Genomic DNA, 24,527 nt, shown 5'->3' with positions numbered 1-24,527 from the left:
CAAAAAATGCGCCATCAGCTGTCATATCATCGCTCTCACATCCGTTACGCTGCCGGTAATGGCTGCGGCGGCGGCGGTAAGCGGACTGGCCAGGAAGGTGCGGGCATCCGGCCCCTGGCGGCCTTCGAAGTTCCGGTTGGAGGTGGCAACGCAATATTTGCCGGCGGGTATCTTGTCCTCATTCATAGCCAGGCAGGCGGAGCATCCCGGCTGCCGGAGCTGGAAACCTGCCGCTTCGAATATCTTGTCGATCCCCTCGGCAATGGCCTGTGCTTCCACTTGTTTGGAACCCGGCACGATCCAGACCACCACATCATCGGCCTTTTTCTTTCCTTTCACAAATTCGGCCACCATACGCAGGTCTTCAATGCGGGAGTTCGTACAGCTGCCGATGAACACATAATCCACTTTTTTGCCCAGCAGGCGGCTACCCGGCTCCAGGTCCATATACTGCAGCGATTTGGAGAACGAAGGCCTTTCTTTTTCTTCCACCTCGTTCAGCGAAGGGATGTGCTGCGTAATGCCCATACCCATACCGGGATTGGTGCCGTAGGTGATCTGCGGCTCGATGTCTGCCGCATCGAACGTCAGCACTTTATCAAATTCCGCACCGGCGTCCGTCTGCAATGTTTTCCAGTAAGCGAGGGCTTTGTCCCAATCTTCTCCTTCGGGGGCGAACTCACGGCCTTTGATATACGAAAAGGTGGTTTCATCGGGTGCGATCAATCCGCCTCTTGCCCCCATTTCAATGCTCATGTTGCAGATGGTCATCCGCGCTTCCATGCTCAGGCTCCGGATGGCTTCCCCGGCGTATTCCACAAAGTAGCCGGTGGCGCCGGAGGCGGATATCTGTGAAATGATGTACAGGATGATGTCTTTCGATACCACCCCTTTATTCAACTGTCCGTTCACTTCTATTTTCATGCGCTTGGGACGGTATTGCAGGATGCACTGGGTAGCCAGTACCTGCTCCACCTCCGAGGTGCCGATGCCGAAAGCAATGGCCCCGAAGGCCCCGTGCGTGGAAGTGTGGCTGTCCCCGCACACAATGGTCATGCCCGGCAGGGTAATCCCCAACTCCGGCCCTATCACATGCACGATCCCCTGGTAGCGGTGCCCCAACCCGTACAGCTCCACCCCGAACTCGGTGGTGTTCTGCGTGAGCATTTCCACCTGCTTGCGGCTCAGCGCCTCCCGGATAGGCAGGTGCTGGTCCAGCGTAGGGACGTTATGGTCCGCCGTAGCCCGGGTCTTTCCCGGCCTGAATACCGGTATGTTGCGCTTCCGCAGGCCGTCAAAAGCCTGGGGACTGGTCACTTCATGAATAAAATGGGTATTGATGTACACCGCGTCCGGAAATCCCGGCTTGCTCGCCACAATATGGCTATCCCATATCTTGTCAAATAATGTTTTGCCCATACGTAATCTGCTTAATGCGTATTTCTTTCACTATCAGGCCAAACGTTTCAAATTCAGCCTTATCTTTGCATTTCCCGTTCATTTGCATCTTCAAATCTAATTGACACATTTAAACCACAGATCGTTAAATTTGCCATTATTACGATTCGCAACTGATCCGTATAACCATTAATTTATTGAAAATCAATAGATTAAAATCTTACAACAACGATGCCCAACTCGCAGAACGATGCGCTCTTCATACTGATTAAAACGCTTACCAAAGCCGAAAAACGAAATTTCCAGCTGGCATTCAACCGGGACAATACCAAAGAGGACGTGCTGTTCATACAGCTGTTCCAGGCGCTGGACAAAATGAAGGAGTATGATGAGGAACAGGTGCTGAAGAAGGTCCCGGCCATCAAGAAACAACAGTTAAGCAACGTCAAGGCCCATTTATACAAACATCTCCTCACCACCCTGCGGTTGCTGTACAAAACCAAAGACCCGCTGATAGACCTGCGGGAGCAGCTGGATTATGCACGGGTGCTGTACAACAAAGGACTCTACCAGCAAAGCCTGAAGATCCTGGGCAAAGCAAAGGTCAGCGCCCGCGAGCAGGAGGAAGTAATGCTGTTCTTCGAGATCGTGGAATTCGAAAAACTGATCGAAACCCGGCATATCACCCGCAGTCTGGACAATCGCGCGGATGAACTGAGCGACGAGTCCCGCCGGATCAACGACCAGCTCAACAACGTGAGCAGACTCTCCTCCCTGGCCCTCCGGATGTACGGCATGTACCTGAAGCTCGGCCACGCGCGCGATGAGAAGGATGTGCATATCCTCAAAAGCTTCTTCGATTCCAACCTGCCCGTACAGGCTACGCATACCATGAGCTTCTACGAGCGCAGTTATCTTTACCAGGCCTATTGCTGGTATTATTATATCCTGCAGGATTTTGTCATGTATTACCGGCACACCCAGAAGTGGGTGGACCTGTTCGCGGAATATCCCACGCTGAAGGAATCGGATGTGGACCTCTATATCAAGGCTTTGCATAACCTGCTCACGGCGCATTTCCACACCATGAACCATGAGAAGTTCATTGAAGTGCTGTCCGTCATGGAGCAGTTCATCACCGAAAAGGAAGAGACCCTCAACGAGAACACCCGCACCTCCGCTTTCGTGTACCTCTACACCGGCAAGATCAACCGCCACTTCCTGGATGGTACTTTCTCGGAAGGACTGGCACTGGTGGCCGAAGTGGAAGAAAAAATATCCGAGCATCAGCTGACGGTAGACCAGCACCGCGTACTGGTATTCTACTACAAGATCGCCTGCCTGTACTTCGGCAGCGGGGACAACAACAATGCCATCGTGTATCTGAACAAGATCATCCATCTGCGGATCGGCAATCTGCGGGCTGATATCCAGTGCTTTGCACGTATCCTTCACCTCATCGCGCATTATGAACTGGAAAACTACAGCCTGGTGGAATACCTCATCAAGTCTGTATATCACTTCATTGCAAAGCATAAAGACCTTAGCCTGGTGATGGAAGAGATCCTGAAGTTCCTGAGGAAGAACATGTACGCACACCCCAAAGCGTTGCGCACCGCTTTCATTGAACTGAAAGGCAGGCTGGAGCTGATCGCCAAAAATCCCTACGAAAGAAGGAGTTACCTCTACCTGGATATCGTGTCATGGCTGGAAAGCAAGATCGAAGGCATACCGGTGCAGGAGGTGATACGGCAGAAATTCCTCCATAAGGTCCCCCGGATATAATTCCATGCCAGTTTTTTAACACATTTAATATAAACTTCATACCATACATCTGCATAAACCTGTGCAAAAGTCCGTATTCCACCACCCTGCTACATCTCTAAAATATCCACTTTCTTTATCCACACCCGTGAGTAACTTTTGGGTGTATCGCCTGTCTTCGATCATTACATTTGCATCAGTTCTTGACTTCGTTGTTCTGGCTTCTTTTCCGATGTAACGGAATATGAATTAATAGGGAATCGTGTGGAATTCACGAGCAGACGCGCTACTGTGATCCCCTAGTTCTTGGATGCCGGATGTTTCCAATGCCACTGCCCTTTCGGGGGCGGGAAGGCCAATCCGGCCGGGGAAAGCCAGGAGACCTGCCAGTACAACGTTATTGTCGAAACCTTCGCGACTAAGGTTATGGCGAAAGTGACCCTCACCGTATCACTATATGGAAAGCTATCTTCCGTCAGCCCCGCGTCTCATTACACACCCTGCTAACCGTATAAAAAATTTGTATGAGTAACGAGAACGAGATTTTATTAAAGGAGAACAAGGACAGGTTTGTACTGCTGCCGATCAACTACCCCAAGCTCTGGGAACATTACAAACGCCATGAAGCCAGCTTCTGGACCGCGGAGGAGATCGATCTTTCCGGAGACCTGAAAGACTGGGCGAACATGACGGATGGTGAACGCCACTTCATTTCGCATGTACTGGCATTTTTCGCCGCATCTGACGGTATTGTGAACGAGAACCTGGCCGTGAACTTCATGAGCGAAGTACAGATCCCCGAAGCCCGCTGCTTCTACGGTTTCCAGATCATGATGGAAAACATTCACTCTGAAACATACGCACTGCTGATCGATACTTACGTAAAAGACCCGGCGGAGAAAGACCGGCTTTTCCACGCCATTGATACCGTACCTGCCGTGAAAAAGAAAGCCGAATGGGCGCTGCGCTGGATAGAGAACGGCACTTTCGCCCAACGCCTCGTAGCCTTCGCGGCGGTGGAAGGCATCTTCTTCAGCGGCAGCTTCTGCTCCATCTTCTGGCTGAAGAAACGCGGCCTCATGCCCGGCCTTACGTTCTCCAATGAACTGATCAGCCGTGATGAAGGGCTCCACTGCGAATTCGCCTGCGAACTCTACCGCATGCTGAATGGCAGACTCTCCGAAACAGAAGTGCATGAGATCATTCTCGATGCCGTGACGATCGAAAAAGAATTCATCACCGATGCGCTGCCCGCAGCCCTGATAGGTATGAACAGCGAACTGATGAAACAATACATCGAATTTGTGGCAGACCGCTGGATCGGTGAACTGGGCTATAAAAAAGTATTCAATGCCACCAATCCCTTCGATTTTATGGAAATGATATCCCTGCAGGGCAAAACCAACTTCTTCGAAAAACGGGTGGGCGACTACCAGAAATCAGGTGTAATGGGCAACAAGGACACCAACAACACTTTCAGCCTCGACGAAGATTTTTAATTAAAGCAGATAATACACCTCAATATATTCATCACCCATTAAATTCATTACACTATGTTCGTTATAAAAAGAGACGGCAGAAAGGAGTCTGTCAAATTTGACAAGATCACGGCAAGGGTAGAGAAACTGTGTTACGGCATGGCGCCTGATTATGTAGATTCAATAGATGTAGCGAAGAAAGTGATCCAGGGATTGTACGATGGCGTTACCACTACCGAGCTGGATAACCTGGCCGCAGAGACCGCCGCTTCCCTCACCACCAAGCATCCGGACTATGCACAGCTTGCCTCCCGCATTGCGGTGAGCAATCTCCATAAAAATACTATCAAGTCGTTTTCCAAAACGATGAAGAAGCTGTACGAATACATCGATCCGAAAACCGGCAAACCCGCCGGCCTGCTGAGCGATGAAGTATGGGACATCATCCGCAAGAACGCGGATATCCTGGATTCCACCATCATCTACGACCGGGATTTTGCATTCGACTACTTTGGCTTCAAAACACTGGAACGCTCCTATCTCCTGAAGATAGACGGCAAGATCGCCGAGCGCCCGCAACATATGTTCATGCGCGTAGCCGTGGGTATTCACAAAGAGGATATCGACTCCGCCATCAAAACATACAACCTGATGAGCGAGCGCTGGTTCACACACGCCACGCCCACCCTCTTCAATGCCGGTACGCCCAAACCGCAGATGAGCAGCTGCTTCCTGCTCACCATGCAGGGAGACAGCATTGACGGTATCTACGATACCCTGAAGCAAACCGCGAAGATCTCCCAGAGCGCAGGCGGCATCGGCCTGAGCATCCACAATATCCGTGCTACCGGTTCTTACATCAGCGGCACCAACGGCACCTCCAACGGTATCATCCCCATGCTGCGCGTATTCAATGATACAGCGCGTTATGTGGACCAGGGCGGCGGCAAACGCAAAGGCGCATTCGCCATCTACCTGGAACCCTGGCATGCCGATGTATTCGAATTCCTGGACCTCCGCAAGAACCACGGTAAAGAAGAACTGCGCGCCCGCGACCTCTTCTACGCGCTGTGGATGCCCGACCTGTTCATGAAACGCGTGGAAAGCAACGGCACCTGGAGCCTTTTCTGTCCCCATGAAGCACCCGGCCTGGCAGATTGCTGGGGCGAAGAGTTCGAGCAGCTGTATGAAAAATACGAGCAGGAGAACCGCGCCCGCAAGACCGTGAAAGCGCAGGACCTCTGGTTCGCCATCCTGGATGCGCAGATCGAGACCGGTACGCCTTACCTGCTGTACAAGGATTCCGCCAACCGCAAATCCAACCAGCAGAACCTGGGCACCATCAAAAGTTCCAACCTCTGCACAGAGATCATCGAATATACCTCTCCGGATGAAGTAGCCGTATGCAACCTGGCATCACTGGCCCTGCCCCGTTTTGTCATCGACGGCAAGTTCGATCACCAGAAGCTGTATGAAGTAACCTACCAGGCTACGCTCAACCTCAATGTGATCATCGATCAGAACTATTACCCGGTAGAACAGGCACGTACCTCCAACCTGCGCCACCGCCCTATCGGCCTGGGTGTTCAGGGCCTGGCGGATGCGTTCTTCCTGCTGCGTTATCCTTTCGAAAGCGAACAGGCGCAAAAGCTGAACAAAGAGATATTTGAAACCATCTACTTTGCATCCCTGACCGCTTCAAAAGACCTGGCGAAAAAAGACGGGCACTACGAATCATACCCCGGCTCACCGGCCTCCAAAGGCATCCTGCAATATGATATGTGGGGCGTAACGCCTTCAGAGCGCTGGGACTGGGCTTCACTGAAAGCGGAGATCAAAACGCATGGCATCCGCAACTCCCTGCTGCTGGCGCCGATGCCCACAGCGTCCACTTCACAGATACTTGGCAACAACGAATGCTTCGAGCCATACACTTCCAACATCTACACCCGCCGCGTACTGAGCGGTGAGTTCGTGGTAGTGAACAAACACCTGCTGAAAGACCTGGTGGAGCTCGGCCTCTGGGATAACGACATGAAGAACAAGATCATCGCAGCGAACGGTTCCATCCAGCAGATCGAAGAGATACCCTCCAACATCAAGGAACTGTACAAGACCGTTTGGGAGATCAAGCAGCGTACGATCATAGACATGGCAGCGGACCGCGGCGCATTCATCTGCCAGTCGCAGTCGCTCAACCTGTTCGTAGACACGCCTTCTGCCTCCAAACTGACCTCCATGCACTTCTATGCCTGGAAGAAAGGGCTGAAAACAGGCATGTACTATCTCCGCACACAGGCGGCTACACAAGCCGTTCAGTTCACGGTAGAGAAACAGGGCGGGCAGAACATGGTGCCGGTTGTGGCCCCGGCCGAAGGCTCCATGGAGCTGGAAGTTCCGGAAGGCGCGGTATGCACCATGGAAGAAGGTTGCGTAACCTGCAGCGCATAATTGTCAACTTTAGATAAAAGAAGGCCTGGGCGTGGAAGCGCTCAGGCCTTTTTCGTTATGCTTTCTCCCGAAGCCCCAGCTGGTAGATCAGCTGCGGGAAATTGGCAATATTGTTCCTGTGCAGCATGCGCCGGCGATGTGTTTTCACGGTTTCTTCACTGATAAACAAACGTTGCGCGATCTGCTTCGAGGAAAGCCCCTGCGCCACCAGCTGTACCACCTCCATTTCCCGGTCGCTCAGCTGCACCTTTACCCCCGCGGGCACCTCTGCTTCGCTTTCTGCCTTGAAATACAGCTTGTGAAAGGCCATCTGCACAGCCGCCAGCAACTGTGCGTCACTGAAAGGCTTCACCACGTACATCACCGGCACGGTGGCAGCGGCGGCCTGAATAGTGGCCGCATCTGTGTAGGCAGTCAGAAAAATGACCTCGCACTGGTAGAGCCGTTTCAACTGTTTGGCCAGTTCCAGCCCATTGATATTTCCTTTGATATTGATATCGCAGATCACTACATGCGGCCGCTTTTCTTCACAGATGTCCAGCGCGCCCGCAGCTGTTGGCGTAACACCCGCGATCTCATAATCTTCCTGCGCCAGCAATTCTGCTATGCTTTCCGCTGTGATCAGCTCATCTTCTACGATCAGGATAGTTGCGTTAGTGTTCATGTTATGTTGTTACAATGCGAAATGTTGTACCGTTATTCTGCTCGATATGCAACTGTGCATTCAACTGAAGCACCAGTGTACGCACCAGCTTCATGCCGAAAGAGGCCGGTTTTTGCAGATCATCAGGATGTTGTATCCCTGTGCCATTGTCTGCCACCGCAAGCTCAAGGCCCTGCCCGTTTTGTGTCAGCCAAACCGCTATCCGCGGCTGCTCCACGCCTTTAAACGCATGTTTGAACGCGTTGCTGACCAGCTCATTGACGATCAGCCCGATCGGCACTGCCCGGTCGATATCCAGCAACTTCTCTTCCAGCTGCAATTTTATGCCCACTTCCTCCGGGCCATATCCATAACTGCTGGCAATAGAGCCGGTCAATGAGGTAAGGTAAGGCCCGATCTCCACGGCAGACACATCTTCATGCTGATACAGCCCCTTGTGAATAAGGGCCATGGCCTCAATACGGGTCCTGCTGGCTTCCAGTGACGCCCTGGCCGCACTGTCCTCCATACGGTTATGCTGCAGGGCCAGCAGGCTGGAGATCACCTGCAGATTGTTCTTTACACGGTGATGCAACTCCCGCAGAATGATCTGTATCCGCTCATGACGCTCATTGGCCAGCCTGACGGACTGCTCCAGTTCTGTTTTCAACACCAGCAGGTCTTCATTCTGCTGCTTCACCTGGTTCCGTTCCCGTACATAACTGCGCCGGAAAACCACTACCACCACAGTGATGAAGAATACGGTGTACAGGATGCCGATACCATGGTCCAGCAACCGCTCCGCGCGCGAATGGTAAGGCACCACCCAGTCGGGGTGCAGATACTCCAGCACAAGCAGGATGAAGATGATCGAATACAGCAACCCGAACAGCAGCCATAACTGGAATCGTGGCGGCACCACCATTTGCATGATGGTCAGCAGCATAACGATCAGGTACAGGATAGTACCGAAAGACCCTCCGTTGGCAAAATAAAGGAAGCACATCACAATGGCAGCCACACCTGCATAGAAGATCACCAGTACCGGCGTAAATATCTTTTTGACCCTCGTCAGGTAAAAAACAATGATAGACGCCGCTCCCCCTATATACCCCGGCCATATGGTATAGGCATTTAGCCCGATCAGGTAATTACCTGTTGAGGCCATCAATGCAAATAGGGTGATAACGAAACTGGTACTGTTGAAAACCTGGTGCTCTAAAGTAAATACATGCTTACTGCCCGAAATTGCCGAAAGCAATTTTCTCATATTTCTTCTGTATAGGAATACTTATCTAGTGTCTGTAATCAACTGAAAGATACGCAATTATTAACTATTCCAAGTGGCAACAGTCAGAATTGACACGTTTGTTGGAGAAGATCATTCCATCATGCTGCTGATCTCTTTTTTCAATCGGGCTTCACTGATCTCTCCTTCCACGAATTTCCGGTATCCCTTTGCTGTATTGATGAAAATGGTGGCGGGAATGCTTCCCTGCCAACGGGGATGTATGGTTCGGGCGTATTTGTTGGCATTCTGCTCATCCAGCCAGAAAACCGGGGAATCCAGCTGCCGGCGGCGGATGAACTGCTGTATTTTCTTTGGATAGGCATCCTCCATGTCCAGGCTGAGAAAGATGAATTTTACCTGCTGCCCCTTCAGTGCCTTTGCCTGTTTCTCGAAATGCGGGATCTCCTTCACACAAGGCGCGCACCAGGTAGCCCAGAGATTCACCACCAGTGCCGTATCGGGATGACGGAGCAAAGCGTCCAGTCCCGATACCGGAACGCGTGTTACTTCCTGCGAAAACGCAGGGCAGCAAAAAAACAGCAAAAAGGGCAACAGTTTTTTCATGATCAAAGGTCTTCTTCCTTAAATCCCCACTCTTCCAGCAGCGCAGCCTGCCGCGCTTCGGAAAGATCGGGCTGGTTATATTGACCGGCGGCATGCCGCTGGCGCATCGCTTCGTATATACTTACGGCGCAGGCCACGGAAATGTTCAGTGAACGGATGATCCCTACCTGCGGAATAATGAAATTGCCATCCGCCATGGTACGCAGCTCATCGGAAACTCCGCTGTGCTCATTACCGAAAATAAGGGCTACACGGCCGGTGAAGTCAATATCATAAAGACTGACCGAATCCGAGGCCAGGTGAGTGGTGTAGATCTTGTCGTAATGCCGGCGCAATTCCGCCATCATCTCATTCGCATCCGTATAGGCGTGAATACTGAGCCATTTGGCGGCGCTGGAGGAGCTTTTGGCGCCCCATTTTTTGTGCCGGGGGATCTTGGTGGTCAGCACATACAGGTCCTGTATGCCCACCGCATCGCAAGTGCGCATGACAGCAGAGATATTGTGAGGGTCTTCCACATTCTCCAGTACCACGGTAATGCCAGCCTGCCGTTTGTGCAATACGGACAAAAGCCTTTCTCTACGTTCCGGTGTCATAATATCTGTTAATTTACGGGTAAAATTAGCAGAAATTAAGTTTAGGCAAGCCGAATTACTATCTTTAGCAGGAGTTTAATAAATTGCTCCTATGAACATAAAAAAGATACTGAAGGGTATCGGGATCACCCTGCTTGTGCTTATTGCACTGCTGATAGCCATCCCCTATCTCTTCAAAGGCCAGATCATCGCAAAGATCAAAACGGAACTGAACAAGAACCTGAACGCCAAAGTAGATTTCAAAGACGTGGATATCAGCCTGCTGCGGCGTTTCCCGCGGCTGGCCGTTGCTTTGGAAGAATTGCAGGTGACGGGCGTGGAGCACTTCAACGGAGATACCCTCGTTGTTGTCCGGAAACTTGACCTCGCCATGGACCTCATGAGCGTGATCAAAGGAGACAATATCGATATCTACAACATAGCGGTACAACAGCCACGTATATACGCCATTGTGGATGAAGAAGGCCGCGCCAACTGGGATATTACCAAACCGGACACCACCGCCGCCGGCGGAGCGCCTGAAGATACCGCCGCCAGTGATTTTTCCCTCAGCCTCCGGCAATACAGCATAGAGAACGCCACGCTCAAGTACAGCGACCGGCAGGCGCATTATCACCTGTCCATCGAGCAGCTGGACCATAAAGGGAAAGGGGATTTTTCGCAGGATCAGTTCACGCTGCAGACCACTACTTCCGCCGGCTCGCTCAGCTTTGCCTCCGGATTTATTCCCTATCTCCTCAACACCAAAGCCGAAATACTGGCCGACATCAATATTGATAACAATACCGGCACTTATACTTTCAAGACGGACAAAATCGCTGTCAATAACCTGAAACTCACGTCTGAAGGCTTCTTCCAGTTGCTGAACGACAGTACTTATAATATGGACATCAAATTTGATGCGCCATCCACCGACTTCAAGGACATCCTCTCGCTGATCCCATCCATTTTCACGCAGGATTTCGCAAAGATCAAAACAAGCGGCTCCGCCGTGTTCAACGGTTTTGTAAAAGGCACCTACGCAGCCGATCAGATGCCGGCGTACGCACTGCATCTCGGCGTAAAGAACGGGTTCTTCCAGTACCCTGATCTGCCGAAGCCCGTGAAGAACATACAGCTGACGGTGAACGTAACCAATCCTGACGGGGTGCCGGACCATACCCTGGTAGACATTCCGCAGGCGCACCTGGAAATGGATGAAAGCCCCGTGGATATGCGGTTGATGATCAAAACACCGGTATCCGATCTTTATCTCGATGCTGCGGCAAAAGGACGGCTGGACCTCAGCAAGGTATCCCAGTTCGTGAAATTCGAAAAAGGCACGTCCCTTACCGGCTTGCTGGATGCCGACCTTAAAGCCCGCGGTTATATGAGCGCCGTCGAAAAGCAGCAATATGAAAGCTTCGATGCATCCGGCAACCTGTCCGTCAAAGACCTGCTCTATCGCAGCGCCGACTATCCCGATGGGTTGAAAGTTGCCGCACTGCTCATGCAGTTCAATCCGAAGAATGTGACCGTTCCTCAATTCAACGGGCAGTACCTCGGCACCAATTTCTCCGCGAACGGGGAATTGAACAACTTCCTTGCCTACGCATTCCGTAACGAACCGCTCAATGGCAGACTGGATGTAAAGGCAGACCAGGTCAATCTCGATAAATGGATGGCTACCGGCAGTGAGCCGGCCTCTCCCGCTGCGGCGGACACTACAGCCAGCGGCCCGTTCATCGTGCCCAACAACCTCGATTTCACGATCAACGCGCAGGCAGACAAAGTGCATTATGATAAACTGGACCTGACCCAATTGTCCGGCACCCTCCTGCTGCGCGATGAAACCGTTACCCTGAAAAATATCAAAGCCAATGGCTTGCAGGGCAGCATGCAGATAGACGGAACATACGCTACCAAAGAAGACAAGGCCCATCCTGCCATCAGCCTCACTTATGACGTGAAGGAGCTGGATGTGCAGCAAACCTTCAACGCTTTCAACACCGTACAGCAACTGATGCCCATCGGCAAATTCCTCAGCGGGAAACTCAGCTCCAGAATGAGCGTGACGGGAAAACTGGGAGAAGATATGTCGCCGGTACTGAATACCCTCACCGGCGAAGGGAACCTGCTGCTGATCCAGGGCTTCCTGCAGAAATTCCAGCCGCTGGACCAGTTGGCGAACCAGCTGAACGTTAACTCGTTGAAAAACATTTCTATAAAAGACATTAAAAACTACTTCGCATTCACGAACGGCCGCATGAGCGTAAACCCCTTCCGGGTAAAGCTGAACAATATGAATATGCTCATCGGCGGCTCCCATGGATTCGACCAGAGCCTCGACTATACCATTCAGCTGGCGCTCCCCCGCAGCCTTATGGGCAGCCAGGGCAATGCGCTCGTTAACAATCTCGTTACGCAGGCCGGCAACAAAGGTATTCCGGTGAACATCGGGGACAGTGTGCATCTCAACGTATTGATGGGCGGCAGCATTGCCAAACCTTCACTGAAGACCGACCTGAAAGAAGCGGCGGGAGATGCCGTGAACAACCTGAAAATGCAGGCCGCCACGCTGGTGAAGAACCAGATCGACTCTGCGAAGAATACGGTAAAAGATTCCCTGGCACAGGTAAAGAACCAGGTATTGTCTTCCGCCAAAGAAGAACTGAAGAACAAGCTGCTCGGCGGGGATGACAGCACCAGGTCCGGCAAACCGCTGCAGGATGCGGGCAAAGCTGCGGAGAAAACGCTCAATAATACACTCAAAGGGCTGCTGAACCGCAAAAACAATACAAAAGACACAACAAAGCAATAACCTTATTTGTAATTAAAGCGTGGCAGATCATGTCACGCTTTAATTATGACCGGCATATTGCATAGCCCCTTCTGTAACGCCAGCCTCCTGGCAGGATTGTTATTCCTTTTTATGGGATTCATGATCCGCAGGTACCCGCCACGCAGCATGAAAACGTGGTACGGATACCGTACTTTCTCCTCTACGATCAACAAGCAAACTTGGGATGAAGCCAATCAGTATGCCGCTTATGTGTCGCGTATCATGGGCTGTATCCTGATCCCTTTCGGTCTGCTGGCCGGGATCGTCTTCAAAACCCAATCCGATATTTTCCTGTATGTCACCGTTTCTCCCGTCATCTTTTGCGCGCTGCTGCTTACGGGACTAACCGAGTGGCATCTGCTGCAGGTGTTTGACGAAGATGGGGAAAGGAGAAACAAGTGATCAGGACTTTCTGCGAATGACCAGCACCGCGGGAACGGGCCTTTGCCCGCCTTTGTCCGAAGGCTTGATGGTGTTCTGATGATGCACGTACAAGGCCGAAGAGCCGCCGCCGTCGAGGTTCAGGGCCTCCACGCAATGCAGGTCCGTAAAGATCTTTGCCATTTGCTCCAGTGTAGCACCTTCCGCAATGCCTTTGTTCCGCCCTTCGATCACCAGCAGTATCAGTTTGTTGTCCGCCGTATAACCGATGGCCGAGCGCGGGTGCATGGCTTTTACACCGCCCATCCTTTCTTCCTTCATCGTTACGAACGGCTGGCCGTTCTGCACCAGCACAGGGCCTCCGCCTGCTGCTTCCTTCATCTTCCAGCGTTGCGCACCGCGGGGATAGCGTTTGCCGGGCTGGCGATACACCGTGTCTGCGCCGTTGATCTCCGGGGTCACGGGAACATCGTAGGCGTAAGCGCGTTTTTTGGGGCCGACGTTATACACCCAGGCAATGTCCGCCTGCCGTTTTTTGCTGATGCCGAATGCGCCGCGGGTGGTGTACACGGTTTTATTATTGACGGTGGATGACAGCGGGTTGACGGCCAGCACCCTGCCGTTATGCATCACCAGGTTGAGGCTGCTGTTGTCTTTAAAAGAGAAGAATGTGGTGTTGATGACAGCCAGCACTCCCGGCCCTTCGATGCTGTCGTACTGCGCGGGAGTGTAACGTTTGCCATCGCCGGTACGCATCACGAATTCCAGCTGAGGGTCCCGCAGGTCCGCTTCCAGGTAAAATGCACGGAAAGGTTTGCCATCGAGGGAATCGGTGGTTTCATAAACTTTCATGGAGGAGGGCAGGCCGTTGTTGTGGATATCCGAAGGATGCCAGCGGAGCTGACCATAGGCGAACGCCGGCAGCATAGCCAGCAGGCAGAATATGTTTCTTATCATATCAATAAAGCGTATAAACAGGGCTAAATTACGGCAGCTTTTGCAACATCTTCATAAAAAAAGGACTATCTCAAAAGTAATGCGACCTGTTGCCAGTATCTGCGGGAGCGCGTTTCGCTTAAGCCTTGCGCCGTCCCGTCTGCTTTACTTTTGATATAGTCCTTTCCCTTGCCGGGAAAATATTATTTCCGTCCGCTGAAAATATGCTTTTCCGCATGATAGGAAGAGCGTACCAGCGGCCCGGCCTCTACATAATCAAGCCCCATACCATAGCCGATCTCGCGCAGTTCCGCAAATTCATCAGGATGCACGAACCGTACAACGGGCAGATGTTTGGGAGTGGGCTGGAGATATTGCCCCAGGGTCACTACATCGCAGCCATTATCATAGAGGTCCTGCATCGCCTGCACCACTTCTTCTTTTGTTTCGCCAAGGCCCAGCATGATGCCGCTCTTGGTGCGCATGCCCCCTGCTTTCAGGCGGCGGATCACTTCGAGGCTGCGGTGGTATTTTGCCTGTATGCGCACCTGTTTGGTCATGCGCTCCACAGTTTCCAGGTTGTGGGATACCACTTCCGGGGCCACTTCAATCACGCGCTCCAGGTTCTCCCATACCCCCCTGAAGTCGGGGATCAGGGTTTCCATGGTGGTTTGCGGGTTGAGGGCACGAACGGCTTTGATGGTATTGGCCCAGATGATGGAACCGCCGTCTTTCAGCTCATCACGGTCCACCGAAGTGATCACCGCATGTTTCACCTTCATCAGGTAGATGGCTTCCGCAACACGCTGCGGCTCATCCCAGTCAACCGCTTCGGGCCTGCCGGTGGCTACCGCGCAAAATCCGCAGCTGCGGGTACATATATTTCCGAGGATCATGAAAGTGGCCGTACCGGCACCCCAGCATTCGCCCATATTGGGACAATTGCCGCTTTCACAGATGGTATGTAGTTTATGAGTGTCTACCAGGTTCCTTACCTGCCTGTAATTCTCTCCGATCGGCAGTTTCACTCTCAGCCAGTCGGGCTTTTTCACTCTCGGCGCAGCCGGTTCGGCCGCGATTACGGGTAATTCTTGCATCGCAAATCCTTTCTTTAATAAGATACAAAGTTACTTATTCCAGCGTTTCCCCAACTGCAATCCTACATATGCATTGAAAAAGAAGGACTTAGCCTTCTCATCTATCATGATTTGCACTGCTTTCGTGTAATATTCGGCGTTGACGCCTACTTCAATAGCCGAGATCACATCATTGAAACGGGCCCAGTCGAACCGGAAACCCACCTTGGCATGGAGGCCGGGTGTCAGTTCCATCTCGTTCCATCCTTTCGTAAAGCCACCCGCGCCATAGATCAGGTCGCGGTTCAGGAAATCATCCCGGATATCGTCTGTATATTTCACGACCCGGCGCTGGTTGGGATCGCCGGAATCATTCATGAGATCAAGATAATAGGGCTTAACCATCCCGAAAGACACCCCGCCGTAATAGACAGCATTCACTTCCACCCCGTTTTTATTGCCTTTCCCGCCGATCAGGCGTTTCTGGCCCAGGCCCAGCTTGGCCTGATAGAAATTGTTCTGCTTGCCGTACACAAAGGGACTGCTGCTGATGCCGAAACCGCCGCCGATCGGGATGATACGGGAGGCGCGGTCCTGCTTCGGATGCCTTTTCTCGGAAAATTCCAGCTGGAAATAATTCACGATGGTGGCATTTTTGCGATAGCCTTTTTCCAGGAAGCCCGTCCAGCCGTCCGTATTCAGGCGTGCACCACCGGAGAACTCCCTGTTGTAGAGGTTATCCCCTTCTTCAATTTCCCTGAAAAGGGAGATTTTTCTAAGCCGTTTCTGTTCCCGCTCCTCCTTTTTGGACTGCCGGCTGTTCTGGGCATAGAGCGTAGTGGAAGCCAGCATGATCAGTAAGAGTATATGTAGTTTTTTCACCGTGATGTGCGATTATATTTTTATTAAACGCCTGATTACGTTTTATGTTTTATTCCCATACAAACATACATAAATTTGTTGGGTTACCGTCTGCCATCCGCCCCCTCAAAACGGGCGGGAGATTTATTAAAAATACATTTAATTTTACAAGCAAAACAAAGATACCATGCAAACAGCAGCGATCCTTTACAATGGCGAACTCAGAACTACAGCTACGCACCTCCGCTCCGGAACCGTGATAGAAACCGATGCTCCGGTAGATAATAACGGGAAGGGGGAACGCTTCTCTCCCAGTGACCTTGTAGCTACCGCGCTGGGTTGCTGTATGCTGACCATCATGGGGATCAAAGCACGGGACAAGGGCTGGAGCATAGACGGCACGAAAGTAAGTGTGGAAAAGATCATGGGCACCGAGCCGCGCCGCATCACCGGCATCAATATCGTATTCGATTTCCCGTCAGGCCACGGACTGGAGGAAAAGGACCGGAAGATCCTGGAGAATGTGGCTTATACCTGTCCCGTTGAGTACAGCATCCACCCGGATATCAAACGCGAGGTGACCTTTAACTGGTAGGCCACCTGTCTGAACAGCGGGGCGCCTGCCGGGTGTCAGCCCTGTTAACCGGCAGGCCGTTACGTAACGGCATCATCTGCCACATTCCTCCAGCAATACCCTCCCGATACCACATTCCAGGCATCGCTTCTCCTCGCAATAATATTGCTTCAGTTGCAGCAATGCCTGGGAATCCCATGCGGAGTTTACCGGCACATGCTGCCTCCATCCGCGGATGATCCGGTTATTCTCCGCCGGCAGCTGTCGCAGGAAATGCAATGCCCTTTCCCGGTAAACTGGCAGCCCCATATGTTTCCCATACAGGTAAAGCAGCGGTATCACGGCATTGATCAGCATATGCTGTACTGTGCCTTTACCGATCCCTGCCGTGCGGACGGAAGGAATATCGAACCGGTAGTGGTCCGCCCAATACGGGGACGGTGCTACGTAGAACAATTGTTCCGCCTGATCCGCGCTTTCCATTTCCAGGAGACGCGAAAATAAATGGGGGGTCTGATGCAGCAACGCGGCAAAACACGCGATCCGCATGGTAGGGAATGCCGATGGCCGCATGCGCAGCCAGTTCCAGCCATGCGCAGGCATCGGCTGCAGCTGGTACTTATGCTGCAGGAACCGGTATTCCTCCTGCAACTGCTGCGGATAGGCGTCTTTGAACTGGCCGGTGAGCATGCCAGCCTGACCGAACAACAGGGCTTCCAGCCGGTCCGGATGAGCGCGTTGCCTTGCCAGTAACATAAAGGGCATGGACAAAGCCAGCTGCAGGAAGGCCTCCGTATTCACCGGCATGCCAAAACCCTGCGCCATAGCACGGAAACAAACCTCCTCCCAGTTGAAACGGCTCTGCTGCAGCCAGTTATACAGCATGCCCACCTTCCGCTCAAGCCGTTCTTCCATCAGTGCAGCTTCCCAGCCAATCCAGGCGGGTTCCGGCACACGGGCCAGCATGGGTGCGCACGGGACGAATGCCTCGCTTTGCTTCAGGGCCTGGTATCGCTGCAACAGCACTTTAGGGATGCGGTGCTGCAATTCCAGACAAGGCATATCGTTCCAGGCGCTGTCATGCTCGAATACCACATGCAGGATCACATTATCGTATCGCGGGTTACGATGATGGCCATGCCGGCGCCAATCCGACGTGCGGTAGTGCAATTCTACATTGCCCGCCCACTCCACATCGCCGATGCGGATACGGGCAGCCGTAAAATCAGGCCCGGCATTACGGTTAAGCCGGCCTCTGCTGATGATATTGAGTGGCTCTCCCGCTATAGTGGCGAGCTCACAGTGGTTAAACAAACCGGATTGCCAGATATACTGAAGCAATTCCTCAGGGAACAACGGGTCAACAGACATAAAATAGTATTATAAACCGTTAATAAATTACTACTATTTTTATAAAAAAACAGAAAATCGGCCGATGCATTTGGAAAATTGATGTTTCTGCCATTACCTTTGCGCACAGTTCTTAAACATCACTTATCCAGAAAGGCAGAGGGTACTGGCCCTGCGAAGCCTTAGCAACCTATTTCGTCCATGCGGCGGAAAAAAGGTGCTAATTCCGGCCCCGGTTCAAGATCGGGGAAAGATAAGTTGGCAGAGATTTTCACTACAGCATCATATTGCATAGGCTCTTCCAACCCCGGAAGGGCTTTTTTTGTGCCTGCATTTCCCGGAAAGCGATTTTTTTAGAAGGACATAACGGGTGTACCGTTTCGTAGAACATTGACCAACCATGGGGGGCAAACAGATGAACCGAGCGCATGCGAGCAACATCTGACCGCTGAAAAAACTTTAAGAACAGATGAAACCATCCACACAACTGATTCACAGTATTCCGGTAGATGAACTGACCGGCGCCATTTCGGTGCCGATCTACCAGACCTCTACATTCGTACAGGAAAGCCCCGGGATCAACAAAGGGTTTGAATTCTCCCGCGCCAACAACCCTACGCGAAAAGTGCTGGAAGACCTCATCTGCGGTCTCGAAGAAGGATATGCCGGTTTTGCCTTCGCCAGCGGCATGGCTGCCATCGATGCAGTGCTCAAACTCCTGAAAACAGGGGACGAGATACTGGCAGTGGAAGATACCTACGGCGGCATCTTCCAGATATTCCATCATATGTTCGAACGCTTCGGTATTAAAGTGAACTTCGTAGACACCAGTGATATCGACAAAGTGCTGGAAACCATCACGCCGAAAACATGCATCATCTGGCTGGAATCACCGACCAACCCGACACTGAAGATCTCCGATATCAAATCCATCAGCAAGATCGCGAAGCAGCACAACATCCTGCTGGTAGTGGACAATACCTTCTCCACTCCCCTGCTGCAAAAGCCGATCCCCCTGGGGGCGGACATCGTGATACACAGCGCCTCCAAATACCTCGCCGGGCATTCGGACGTACTGGCGGGCCTCGTGGTCGTGAATTCAAAAACACTGGCGGACCAGTTGAAATACAATCAGAACATTTCCGGCAGCATCCTAAGTCCCTTCGAAGCCTGGCTGACCATCCGCGGCATAGAAACGCTGTCGCTCCGCCTGGAGAAACATTGCGCCAATGCCATGGCTGTAGCCAGCTGGCTGGCGGAACATCCGGCGGTAGACAAAGTATTCTACCCCGGGCTTGCCACGCACAAACATCATCACATTGCCCGCAGGCAACAGAAAGGATATGGGGGTATGGTAAGCTTCTCCCTGAAAGAAGATCAGCTCAAGAATGCCATCCGCATTGTGAACGCCACCAAGCTCTTCCGCCTCGCCGAAAGTTTCGGCGGCGTGAAAAGCATGCTCAGCCATCCGGTGACCATGACGCACCGCAATATCCCTGAAGATTTCCGCCGCAAAGCAGGCGTGCAGGATTCCTGCATCCGCCTGTCCGTAGGCATTGAAGACGCAGAAGATCTCATCAACGACCTTAAACAGGCGTTGGATAAACTTAACCAGCCAAGAGGCAAACAAATTACTGTACTGCAATAAATATGGAAACAAAGAACATCAATCTCGGCATTTTCGGTTTCGGCTGTGTTGGCCAGGGACTGTATGAAGTGCTGAACAGAACGAAAGGTATCAACGCCAGGATCAAGAAGATCTGCATCAAGGACCCTAACAAGCCGCGTCCGATCGATATGAGCTATTTCACAACGGACCCGGACGAGATCCTCGACGACCCCACCATCGATGTGGTAGTGGAACTGATCAATGAAACGGAAGCTGCCTTCAGCATCGTGAGCAAAGCGCTGAAGAACGGGAAAGCCGTGGTGAGCGCCAGCAAAAGGATGATCGCGGAAAATCTGCCTGCACTGTATCAGCTGCAGGTGGACAATAAAGTGCCTTTTCTGTATGAAGCGTCCAGCTGCGCCAGCATTCCCATCATCCGCAACCTGGAAGAATATTACGATAACGATCTGCTCAATGCCGTGGAAGGTATCTGCAACGGCTCTACGAACTATATCCTTACCCGGATATTCGAAGACAATATGAGCTTCGCCGACGCGCTGAAAAAAGCCCAGGAACTCGGTTTCGCAGAAACCGATCCTTCGCTGGATGTGGAAGGATATGATCCGAAATACAAGATCGTCATCCTCCTCCTGCATGCCTTCGGCACCTTTGTGCGGCCGGAAGAAGTATTCAACTTCGGCATCGATCACCTGAACGATTTCGATATACAATTCGCCCGGCAACGCAATTGCACCATCAAGCTGATCGGCAACTGCCGCCGCCAGAACGGCAGCGTCAACGCCTATGTGCTTCCGCATCTCATCCGAGAGCATAACCTGCTCTATGATGTGTATAACGAATACAACGGCGTATTGCTCGAAAGCGCATTCACCGACAAGCAATTCTTCGTTGGCAAAGGCGCGGGCGGCACCGCCACGGGCAGCGCCGTACTGAGCGATATCTCCGCCCTGTTGTACAATTACCGCTACGAGTATAAAAAGATCAAACAATCCAATCAGCCCACGTTTACCAATGATGTACAGCTGAAGGTCTATATCAGGTATAAAACACCTGACCAGGTGGACCTTACCGGCTTCTACAACATCTCCGAGAAATATGAATCATCGGAATACCGGTATGTTGTAGGCACCATCAACCTGCAAAAGCTGAAAGATGCCGCATGGCTGAAGAACAAAGACGTGAACCTGCTGGTGCTGGAACATTAAACAAACAGATCACTGCATAAAAAACGAGGCTGCATCAAAACTGATCTGCCCCCAAAAGTGTCTAACTTTTTGGGGGCACTTCAAACGTCGATGCAGCCTCTTTTTATTGGAGGTCCTGATGGCAGTAATTTTCCTTTACGTGATTCCCGGGTCCTTCATTTTACTTTGATTATCCTTTCTTGTTCGATCCTCATTCGTTTACTTCAGATCGATATAATCGAATTTCGCATTGTACACGGTGGTTTCATCGGATACCAGGTCGTTCTCCGTTTCTTTTGAAGATTCCAGCAGCCCGCCCGCATCGTAAGTGTAGGTGTATGCCGACTGGCTGATACCTTCATCCGTTATACTATCAACAGTTACAGATGTTACTACGGCATTTTCGCTGAGATGCACGATCTCCATCGTGAACCAGAAGAGCGCATCGCCTTTGGCCAGTTTGCCGATGCTGGGCTTGTCGGAATAGGTGTAGTCGGTTATGTACTGCAGCGTGAGAATGCCGGTGCCATCGAAATTATAGGCGTAATACTCATCCCGGGTAACATTGTTGCCCGTCCAGGTGAGTTTGTGATAGTAGGAACGCACGCCTTCGTTGTTGAAATAATGTATTTCGGATATTTTGTTATCCTTGTACACAATGGAATCTACTGCGCCGGACAACACGCCATCCCGGTAATGCTGTATTTCCTTCACCTGGTCGCCGGTGTACACAAAAACCATATCAGGCTGCGCAACACCGCCTTCATACTCGTTGATGGCCGAGATCTTTCCGTTTTGCCATATAATCTGCAGGGAATCCGAGTAAGAACCGGCATCGCTGCCGTATTCATTAACCTGTTTAATGGTCCCGTCTGCATTGTAAGAAAAGCGGACCGTGTCATGGTCCATCATGATGCGGGACAGTTGCCAGTTGTGTTGCGGGTCATTGTCGCCGTCGTTTTTGCTGCAGGCTGAAAAAAGCATGGTCAGGGCCAGCAGGCCCAAAAGAGTGTTCTTCATAGGGATATGTATGGGTTTGGTTTATTCTTTTTCAACAAATACGTACCGTATCGTCTCCACCGTAGTTTCACCAGCCGTCAGGTCTTCTTCCGTCGTTATGGTTTTGGACAACAACGCTTCCGCGTTGTAAGTATGTTCCACCGTCCGCCGCAAAGAAGGCTCTTCTGCCGGCACGTAGGTCGTTTCCGCTTTCACCAGTGCATGAGCGCTCAGCAAGGTGTAATCTCCCTGCGAGAAGAGGAAAATAAAATTGCCTTTTATGCTTTGTGCCGGCCCGGGTTTGTCGTTATAAGTATAAGTGATCTCCGCATCGGGAACAGGCTGGTCGTTGATCACGGAGAAAATCTCTTCTTTTACCAGGTCCCCCGTCTCCCAGGTGTATCTGGAAAAGGAGTTGCGGAAAGTGCCGTTGATGCGGTGGCATTCAGTGAGCCGGCCTTCGGAATAAACAAGGGAATCATGATCCGTTATTTCCACTTCCGTGCCGCTGACAAAATTGTAGTAATCGATGCGTATGAGCTGTTCGCCGGAATAGGCGAAAGCACGGTCCGTACGAATGCTTCCGTCATAATTCAACAGCAGGAATTTTGAGATCTTCCCGCCGGCGTATTCCAGCCGGGTGGAATCATCCCAGCCGCCGGCAGTGCTGTAGCGGTCGAATTGCTTTACGGTGCCGTCAGTATTATAGATGAACTTTACGGAATCTTCTTCCCGCAGCATATGGTCCAGCAGCCATTCTTTTTCCGGGGCGGGAGGTGGGTCACCCCCATTGTCGTTCTTGCTGCATGCGGAAAGTAGGCAGGCCATCGCCAGGAAGCCGAATAAAGCGCTTTTCATAGATAGATGAATTTGCGTTAAGAGGAAAATGTCATTGTATCCGTTTCATGCAGGGATCGGTTGTCATAGGCATGGGCAAACGGGTAACAATTTGCATTGTGACAACAAATATAGAGATATTTTTCTTAATGTATAAAGATTTATAATGCGGAAAGCCGTTCGGAAACCTGGCTGACGGGTAACCCCATGACATTATAAAAGCATCCGTTGATGCGGTCTATACCCACGGCGCCGATCCACTCCTGGATGGCATAGGCCCCGGCTTTGTCAAAGGGGTGATAGTGATCTACATAATAGGCGATCTGTTCTTCGTTCAGGGGTTTGAAATGCACTTCCGTCACCTGGGAAAAGGAGTCTTCCCTGCCTTCATACCGGATCACGACGCCGGTAATGACCTCATGCACCCTTCCGCTCAGGATGGAGAGTATCCGTATTGCGTCCGCACGGTCTGCCGGTTTGCCGATGATGGCGCCATCCAGCACCACAATGGTGTCCGCCGCTACGATAATTTCCGATGGGCTGTAGAAGGGCGCTACCGCCAGGGCTTTCTGCCTGGCGATGTGTACCGGCACATCAGGGATGGGCATTTCCGGGGGGAAGGATTCCTCCGCTTCGCTTACTTTCACTTCAAACGGGATACCGGCCTGCTCGAGCAGCTGTTTGCGCCGTGGGGATTGCGAAGCCAGTATGACAGGTTTGCCAACGTACATTATAACATGATTTTAAAGAAGACCATAGACAGGATGCCGGTAAGCATCATCACTTTTATCCAGGTGCTGATCCGGTGATAATGTTCGGGCTGATAAGCGCTCATGAACGGTTTCTGCACGAACCATACAAAGGGGAACAGCACGAACAGGAAAATGTATCCAGCCGCCAGGTACCATCCTTTGGTGAGCGTAACGATGGTGATGACGATCAGCAGCAGCGCCAGGGCGAACATCATCCCCATGGTGAACCGCTTGGCTTTTTTCACCCCCCATACGATGGGCAGGGTGCGGCAACCGTCCTTGCTGTCCCCGATCATATCTTCGAGATCTTTCACGATCTCCCGGATCATGGAAAGCACAAAGGCGAACAGCGCATACACGCCGATGATCTTGATCAGCTTCCTGCCTTCAAAGGACATGATAGCTTCGAAGCTTTCATAGATCTGCCGCTCATAAAACCCTACCACTACCACGCTGAGGGCGGTAAGGATGGAAATGACCACATTGCCGATAAGCACCTGCCTTTTGAAGGAAGTGGAATAGAACCACAGCAGCAGGGTACAGATCACCTGAACAAACCCGAGATAGAATTGCCCGATCTGGAAGGCGACGAGGAAACCGAGGGACACACCGGCCATATTTAATATGGTGTGCCAGGCCATGGCCCAGCGGCGGTTGATGATCTTGTCTACCACCATCTTTTCCGGTTTGTTGACCAGGTCTATATTGATGTCGAAATAGTCATTAATAATGTATCCCCCTGCGGCTACGAGGATCGTGGAGCAGCAAAGCATGAGGAAGTGCGGGAAGGAAAGGGAGGGGGCGGAACCGCTGTTCAGCAATACCGGCTCCACCACGCAGTATTGCAGCAAAAACTGCGTGAGTGCAATGTAGATCAGGTTGGGATACCTGACCATTCTGAAAAATGCTGCCAGAAGGTTCATATCAGGTTACAATTATCT

At 51.7% G+C, this 24,527-nt stretch carries 21 protein-coding genes and 2 riboswitches; of the genes, 8 read left to right on the top strand and 13 right to left on the bottom strand.

Annotation, left to right across the window (positions count from 1 at the left end):
* Nucleotides 1-21: 21 nt before the first annotated feature.
* Complete coding sequence (leuC, locus tag FW415_RS09540) at nt 22-1,419, bottom strand: 3-isopropylmalate dehydratase large subunit (RefSeq protein WP_148384170.1); 1,398 nt, start codon at nt 1,417-1,419, stop codon at nt 22-24.
* 210 nt (nt 1,420-1,629) lie between these two features.
* On the opposite strand from leuC, the gene FW415_RS09535 reads away from it, so the two are divergent.
* The 3 genes from FW415_RS09535 to FW415_RS09525 all read left to right on the top strand — a co-directional run bounded on the left by FW415_RS09535 (nt 1,630) and on the right by FW415_RS09525 (nt 7,091).
* The gene (locus FW415_RS09535; RefSeq protein WP_148384168.1) at nt 1,630-3,183 is read left to right on the top strand and encodes a hypothetical protein; all 1,554 of its coding nucleotides are present in this window, start codon (nt 1,630-1,632) and stop codon (nt 3,181-3,183) included.
* 180 nt (nt 3,184-3,363) lie between these two features.
* Nucleotides 3,364-3,568: riboswitch (cobalamin riboswitch) on the top strand.
* A gap of 118 nt (nt 3,569-3,686) precedes the next feature.
* Nucleotides 3,687-4,661, top strand: a complete 975-nt coding sequence (locus FW415_RS09530) for a ribonucleoside-diphosphate reductase small subunit (protein WP_148384166.1) — start codon at nt 3,687-3,689, stop codon at nt 4,659-4,661.
* A gap of 54 nt (nt 4,662-4,715) precedes the next feature.
* On the top strand, nt 4,716-7,091 hold the full coding sequence (locus tag FW415_RS09525; RefSeq protein WP_148384164.1) for a ribonucleoside-diphosphate reductase subunit alpha: 2,376 nt from the start codon (nt 4,716-4,718) through the stop codon (nt 7,089-7,091).
* A 55-nt stretch (nt 7,092-7,146) separates the two neighbouring features.
* On the opposite strand, the gene FW415_RS09520 is transcribed toward FW415_RS09525, so the two are convergent.
* From FW415_RS09520 to FW415_RS09505, 4 genes are all read right to left on the bottom strand, one after another.
* On the bottom strand, nt 7,147-7,755 hold the full coding sequence (locus FW415_RS09520; protein ID WP_148384162.1) for a response regulator transcription factor: 609 nt from the start codon (nt 7,753-7,755) through the stop codon (nt 7,147-7,149).
* A gap of 1 nt (nt 7,756) precedes the next feature.
* Nucleotides 7,757-8,902 (bottom strand): sensor histidine kinase, encoded by a 1,146-nt coding sequence (locus tag FW415_RS09515; protein ID WP_168208746.1) that lies wholly within the window; start codon nt 8,900-8,902, stop codon nt 7,757-7,759.
* Nucleotides 8,903-9,115: 213 nt separating this feature from the next.
* Nucleotides 9,116-9,589: a TlpA family protein disulfide reductase gene (locus FW415_RS09510; RefSeq protein ID WP_148384158.1), complete on the bottom strand. Its 474-nt coding sequence runs from the start codon at nt 9,587-9,589 to the stop codon at nt 9,116-9,118.
* A gap of 2 nt (nt 9,590-9,591) precedes the next feature.
* A complete protein-coding gene (locus FW415_RS09505; protein ID WP_148384157.1) occupies nt 9,592-10,185 on the bottom strand; it encodes a TrmH family RNA methyltransferase in 594 nt (197 codons plus the stop codon).
* Nucleotides 10,186-10,276: 91 nt separating this feature from the next.
* On the opposite strand from FW415_RS09505, the gene FW415_RS09500 reads away from it, so the two are divergent.
* Both FW415_RS09500 and FW415_RS09495 read left to right on the top strand, forming a co-directional pair.
* Nucleotides 10,277-12,985, top strand: a complete 2,709-nt coding sequence (locus tag FW415_RS09500; RefSeq protein ID WP_148384155.1) for an AsmA-like C-terminal region-containing protein — start codon at nt 10,277-10,279, stop codon at nt 12,983-12,985.
* Nucleotides 12,986-13,096: 111 nt separating this feature from the next.
* Nucleotides 13,097-13,408 (top strand): SdpI family protein, encoded by a 312-nt coding sequence (locus FW415_RS09495; RefSeq protein WP_168208745.1) that lies wholly within the window; start codon nt 13,097-13,099, stop codon nt 13,406-13,408.
* Here FW415_RS09495 and FW415_RS09490 read toward each other — a convergent pair whose 3' ends face one another.
* The 3 genes from FW415_RS09490 to FW415_RS09480 all read right to left on the bottom strand — a co-directional run bounded on the left by FW415_RS09490 (nt 13,409) and on the right by FW415_RS09480 (nt 16,281).
* A complete protein-coding gene (locus tag FW415_RS09490) occupies nt 13,409-14,344 on the bottom strand; it encodes a phosphodiester glycosidase family protein (RefSeq protein WP_148384151.1) in 936 nt (311 codons plus the stop codon).
* Nucleotides 14,345-14,526: 182 nt separating this feature from the next.
* Nucleotides 14,527-15,420: a lipoyl synthase gene (gene lipA, locus FW415_RS09485; protein ID WP_148384149.1), complete on the bottom strand. Its 894-nt coding sequence runs from the start codon at nt 15,418-15,420 to the stop codon at nt 14,527-14,529.
* A gap of 30 nt (nt 15,421-15,450) precedes the next feature.
* Complete coding sequence (locus FW415_RS09480) at nt 15,451-16,281, bottom strand: hypothetical protein (RefSeq protein WP_148384147.1); 831 nt, start codon at nt 16,279-16,281, stop codon at nt 15,451-15,453.
* A 166-nt stretch (nt 16,282-16,447) separates the two neighbouring features.
* On the opposite strand from FW415_RS09480, the gene FW415_RS09475 reads away from it, so the two are divergent.
* Complete coding sequence (locus tag FW415_RS09475) at nt 16,448-16,855, top strand: OsmC family protein (RefSeq protein ID WP_148384145.1); 408 nt, start codon at nt 16,448-16,450, stop codon at nt 16,853-16,855.
* A gap of 72 nt (nt 16,856-16,927) precedes the next feature.
* On the opposite strand, the gene FW415_RS09470 is transcribed toward FW415_RS09475, so the two are convergent.
* Entirely contained in the window at nt 16,928-18,205 is a 1,278-nt protein-coding gene (locus FW415_RS09470; protein WP_148384143.1) for a DUF2851 family protein, read from the bottom strand.
* Between the two features lie 120 nt (nt 18,206-18,325).
* Nucleotides 18,326-18,444, top strand: a riboswitch (SAM riboswitch).
* A gap of 209 nt (nt 18,445-18,653) precedes the next feature.
* Here FW415_RS09470 and FW415_RS09465 point away from each other — a divergent pair.
* Together FW415_RS09465 and FW415_RS09460 are read left to right on the top strand one after the other, a co-directional pair.
* A complete protein-coding gene (locus FW415_RS09465; protein WP_148384141.1) occupies nt 18,654-19,832 on the top strand; it encodes a PLP-dependent aspartate aminotransferase family protein in 1,179 nt (392 codons plus the stop codon).
* A 2-nt stretch (nt 19,833-19,834) separates the two neighbouring features.
* Complete coding sequence (locus FW415_RS09460) at nt 19,835-21,019, top strand: homoserine dehydrogenase (protein ID WP_148384139.1); 1,185 nt, start codon at nt 19,835-19,837, stop codon at nt 21,017-21,019.
* Between the two features lie 198 nt (nt 21,020-21,217).
* On the opposite strand, the gene FW415_RS09455 is transcribed toward FW415_RS09460, so the two are convergent.
* From FW415_RS09455 to FW415_RS09440, 4 genes are all read right to left on the bottom strand, one after another.
* Nucleotides 21,218-22,018, bottom strand: a complete 801-nt coding sequence (locus tag FW415_RS09455; protein ID WP_148384136.1) for a hypothetical protein — start codon at nt 22,016-22,018, stop codon at nt 21,218-21,220.
* 21 nt (nt 22,019-22,039) lie between these two features.
* Nucleotides 22,040-22,855, bottom strand: coding sequence for a hypothetical protein (locus tag FW415_RS09450; RefSeq protein ID WP_148384134.1), 816 nt, complete (start codon nt 22,853-22,855; stop codon nt 22,040-22,042).
* A 140-nt stretch (nt 22,856-22,995) separates the two neighbouring features.
* Entirely contained in the window at nt 22,996-23,565 is a 570-nt protein-coding gene (locus tag FW415_RS09445) for a nucleoside triphosphate pyrophosphatase (protein WP_148384132.1), read from the bottom strand.
* Nucleotides 23,565-24,509 (bottom strand): geranylgeranylglycerol-phosphate geranylgeranyltransferase, encoded by a 945-nt coding sequence (locus tag FW415_RS09440; RefSeq protein ID WP_148384130.1) that lies wholly within the window; start codon nt 24,507-24,509, stop codon nt 23,565-23,567. Before FW415_RS09440 ends, FW415_RS09445 begins: the two co-directional genes overlap by 1 nt.
* Nucleotides 24,510-24,527 lie beyond the last annotated feature (18 nt).

The sequence above is a fragment of the Chitinophaga sp. XS-30 genome (assembly GCF_008086345.1).
Classification (GTDB): domain Bacteria; phylum Bacteroidota; class Bacteroidia; order Chitinophagales; family Chitinophagaceae; genus Chitinophaga.
Note: the sequence above shows the minus strand (reverse complement) of the source record. Positions and strands in the feature narration are given on the sequence as shown.

Coding starts and splice junctions, on each gene's coding strand:
- FW415_RS09500 (WP_148384155.1), top strand. CDS start 10,277: ATGAACATAAAAAAGATACTGAAGGGTATCGGGATCACCCTGCTTGTG.
- lipA (WP_148384149.1), bottom strand. CDS start 15,420: ATGCAAGAATTACCCGTAATCGCGGCCGAACCGGCTGCGCCGAGAGTG.
- FW415_RS09510 (WP_148384158.1), bottom strand. CDS start 9,589: ATGAAAAAACTGTTGCCCTTTTTGCTGTTTTTTTGCTGCCCTGCGTTT.
- FW415_RS09440 (WP_148384130.1), bottom strand. CDS start 24,509: ATGAACCTTCTGGCAGCATTTTTCAGAATGGTCAGGTATCCCAACCTG.
- FW415_RS09460 (WP_148384139.1), top strand. CDS start 19,835: ATGGAAACAAAGAACATCAATCTCGGCATTTTCGGTTTCGGCTGTGTT.
- FW415_RS09470 (WP_148384143.1), bottom strand. CDS start 18,205: ATGTCTGTTGACCCGTTGTTCCCTGAGGAATTGCTTCAGTATATCTGG.
- FW415_RS09455 (WP_148384136.1), bottom strand. CDS start 22,018: ATGAAGAACACTCTTTTGGGCCTGCTGGCCCTGACCATGCTTTTTTCA.
- FW415_RS09495 (WP_168208745.1), top strand. CDS start 13,097: ATGGGATTCATGATCCGCAGGTACCCGCCACGCAGCATGAAAACGTGG.
- FW415_RS09530 (WP_148384166.1), top strand. CDS start 3,687: ATGAGTAACGAGAACGAGATTTTATTAAAGGAGAACAAGGACAGGTTT.
- FW415_RS09445 (WP_148384132.1), bottom strand. CDS start 23,565: ATGTACGTTGGCAAACCTGTCATACTGGCTTCGCAATCCCCACGGCGC.
- FW415_RS09525 (WP_148384164.1), top strand. CDS start 4,716: ATGTTCGTTATAAAAAGAGACGGCAGAAAGGAGTCTGTCAAATTTGAC.
- FW415_RS09475 (WP_148384145.1), top strand. CDS start 16,448: ATGCAAACAGCAGCGATCCTTTACAATGGCGAACTCAGAACTACAGCT.
- FW415_RS09520 (WP_148384162.1), bottom strand. CDS start 7,755: ATGAACACTAACGCAACTATCCTGATCGTAGAAGATGAGCTGATCACA.
- FW415_RS09465 (WP_148384141.1), top strand. CDS start 18,654: ATGAAACCATCCACACAACTGATTCACAGTATTCCGGTAGATGAACTG.
- FW415_RS09450 (WP_148384134.1), bottom strand. CDS start 22,855: ATGAAAAGCGCTTTATTCGGCTTCCTGGCGATGGCCTGCCTACTTTCC.
- FW415_RS09515 (WP_168208746.1), bottom strand. CDS start 8,902: ATGGCCTCAACAGGTAATTACCTGATCGGGCTAAATGCCTATACCATA.
- leuC (WP_148384170.1), bottom strand. CDS start 1,419: ATGGGCAAAACATTATTTGACAAGATATGGGATAGCCATATTGTGGCG.
- FW415_RS09505 (WP_148384157.1), bottom strand. CDS start 10,185: ATGACACCGGAACGTAGAGAAAGGCTTTTGTCCGTATTGCACAAACGG.
- FW415_RS09490 (WP_148384151.1), bottom strand. CDS start 14,344: ATGATAAGAAACATATTCTGCCTGCTGGCTATGCTGCCGGCGTTCGCC.
- FW415_RS09535 (WP_148384168.1), top strand. CDS start 1,630: ATGCCCAACTCGCAGAACGATGCGCTCTTCATACTGATTAAAACGCTT.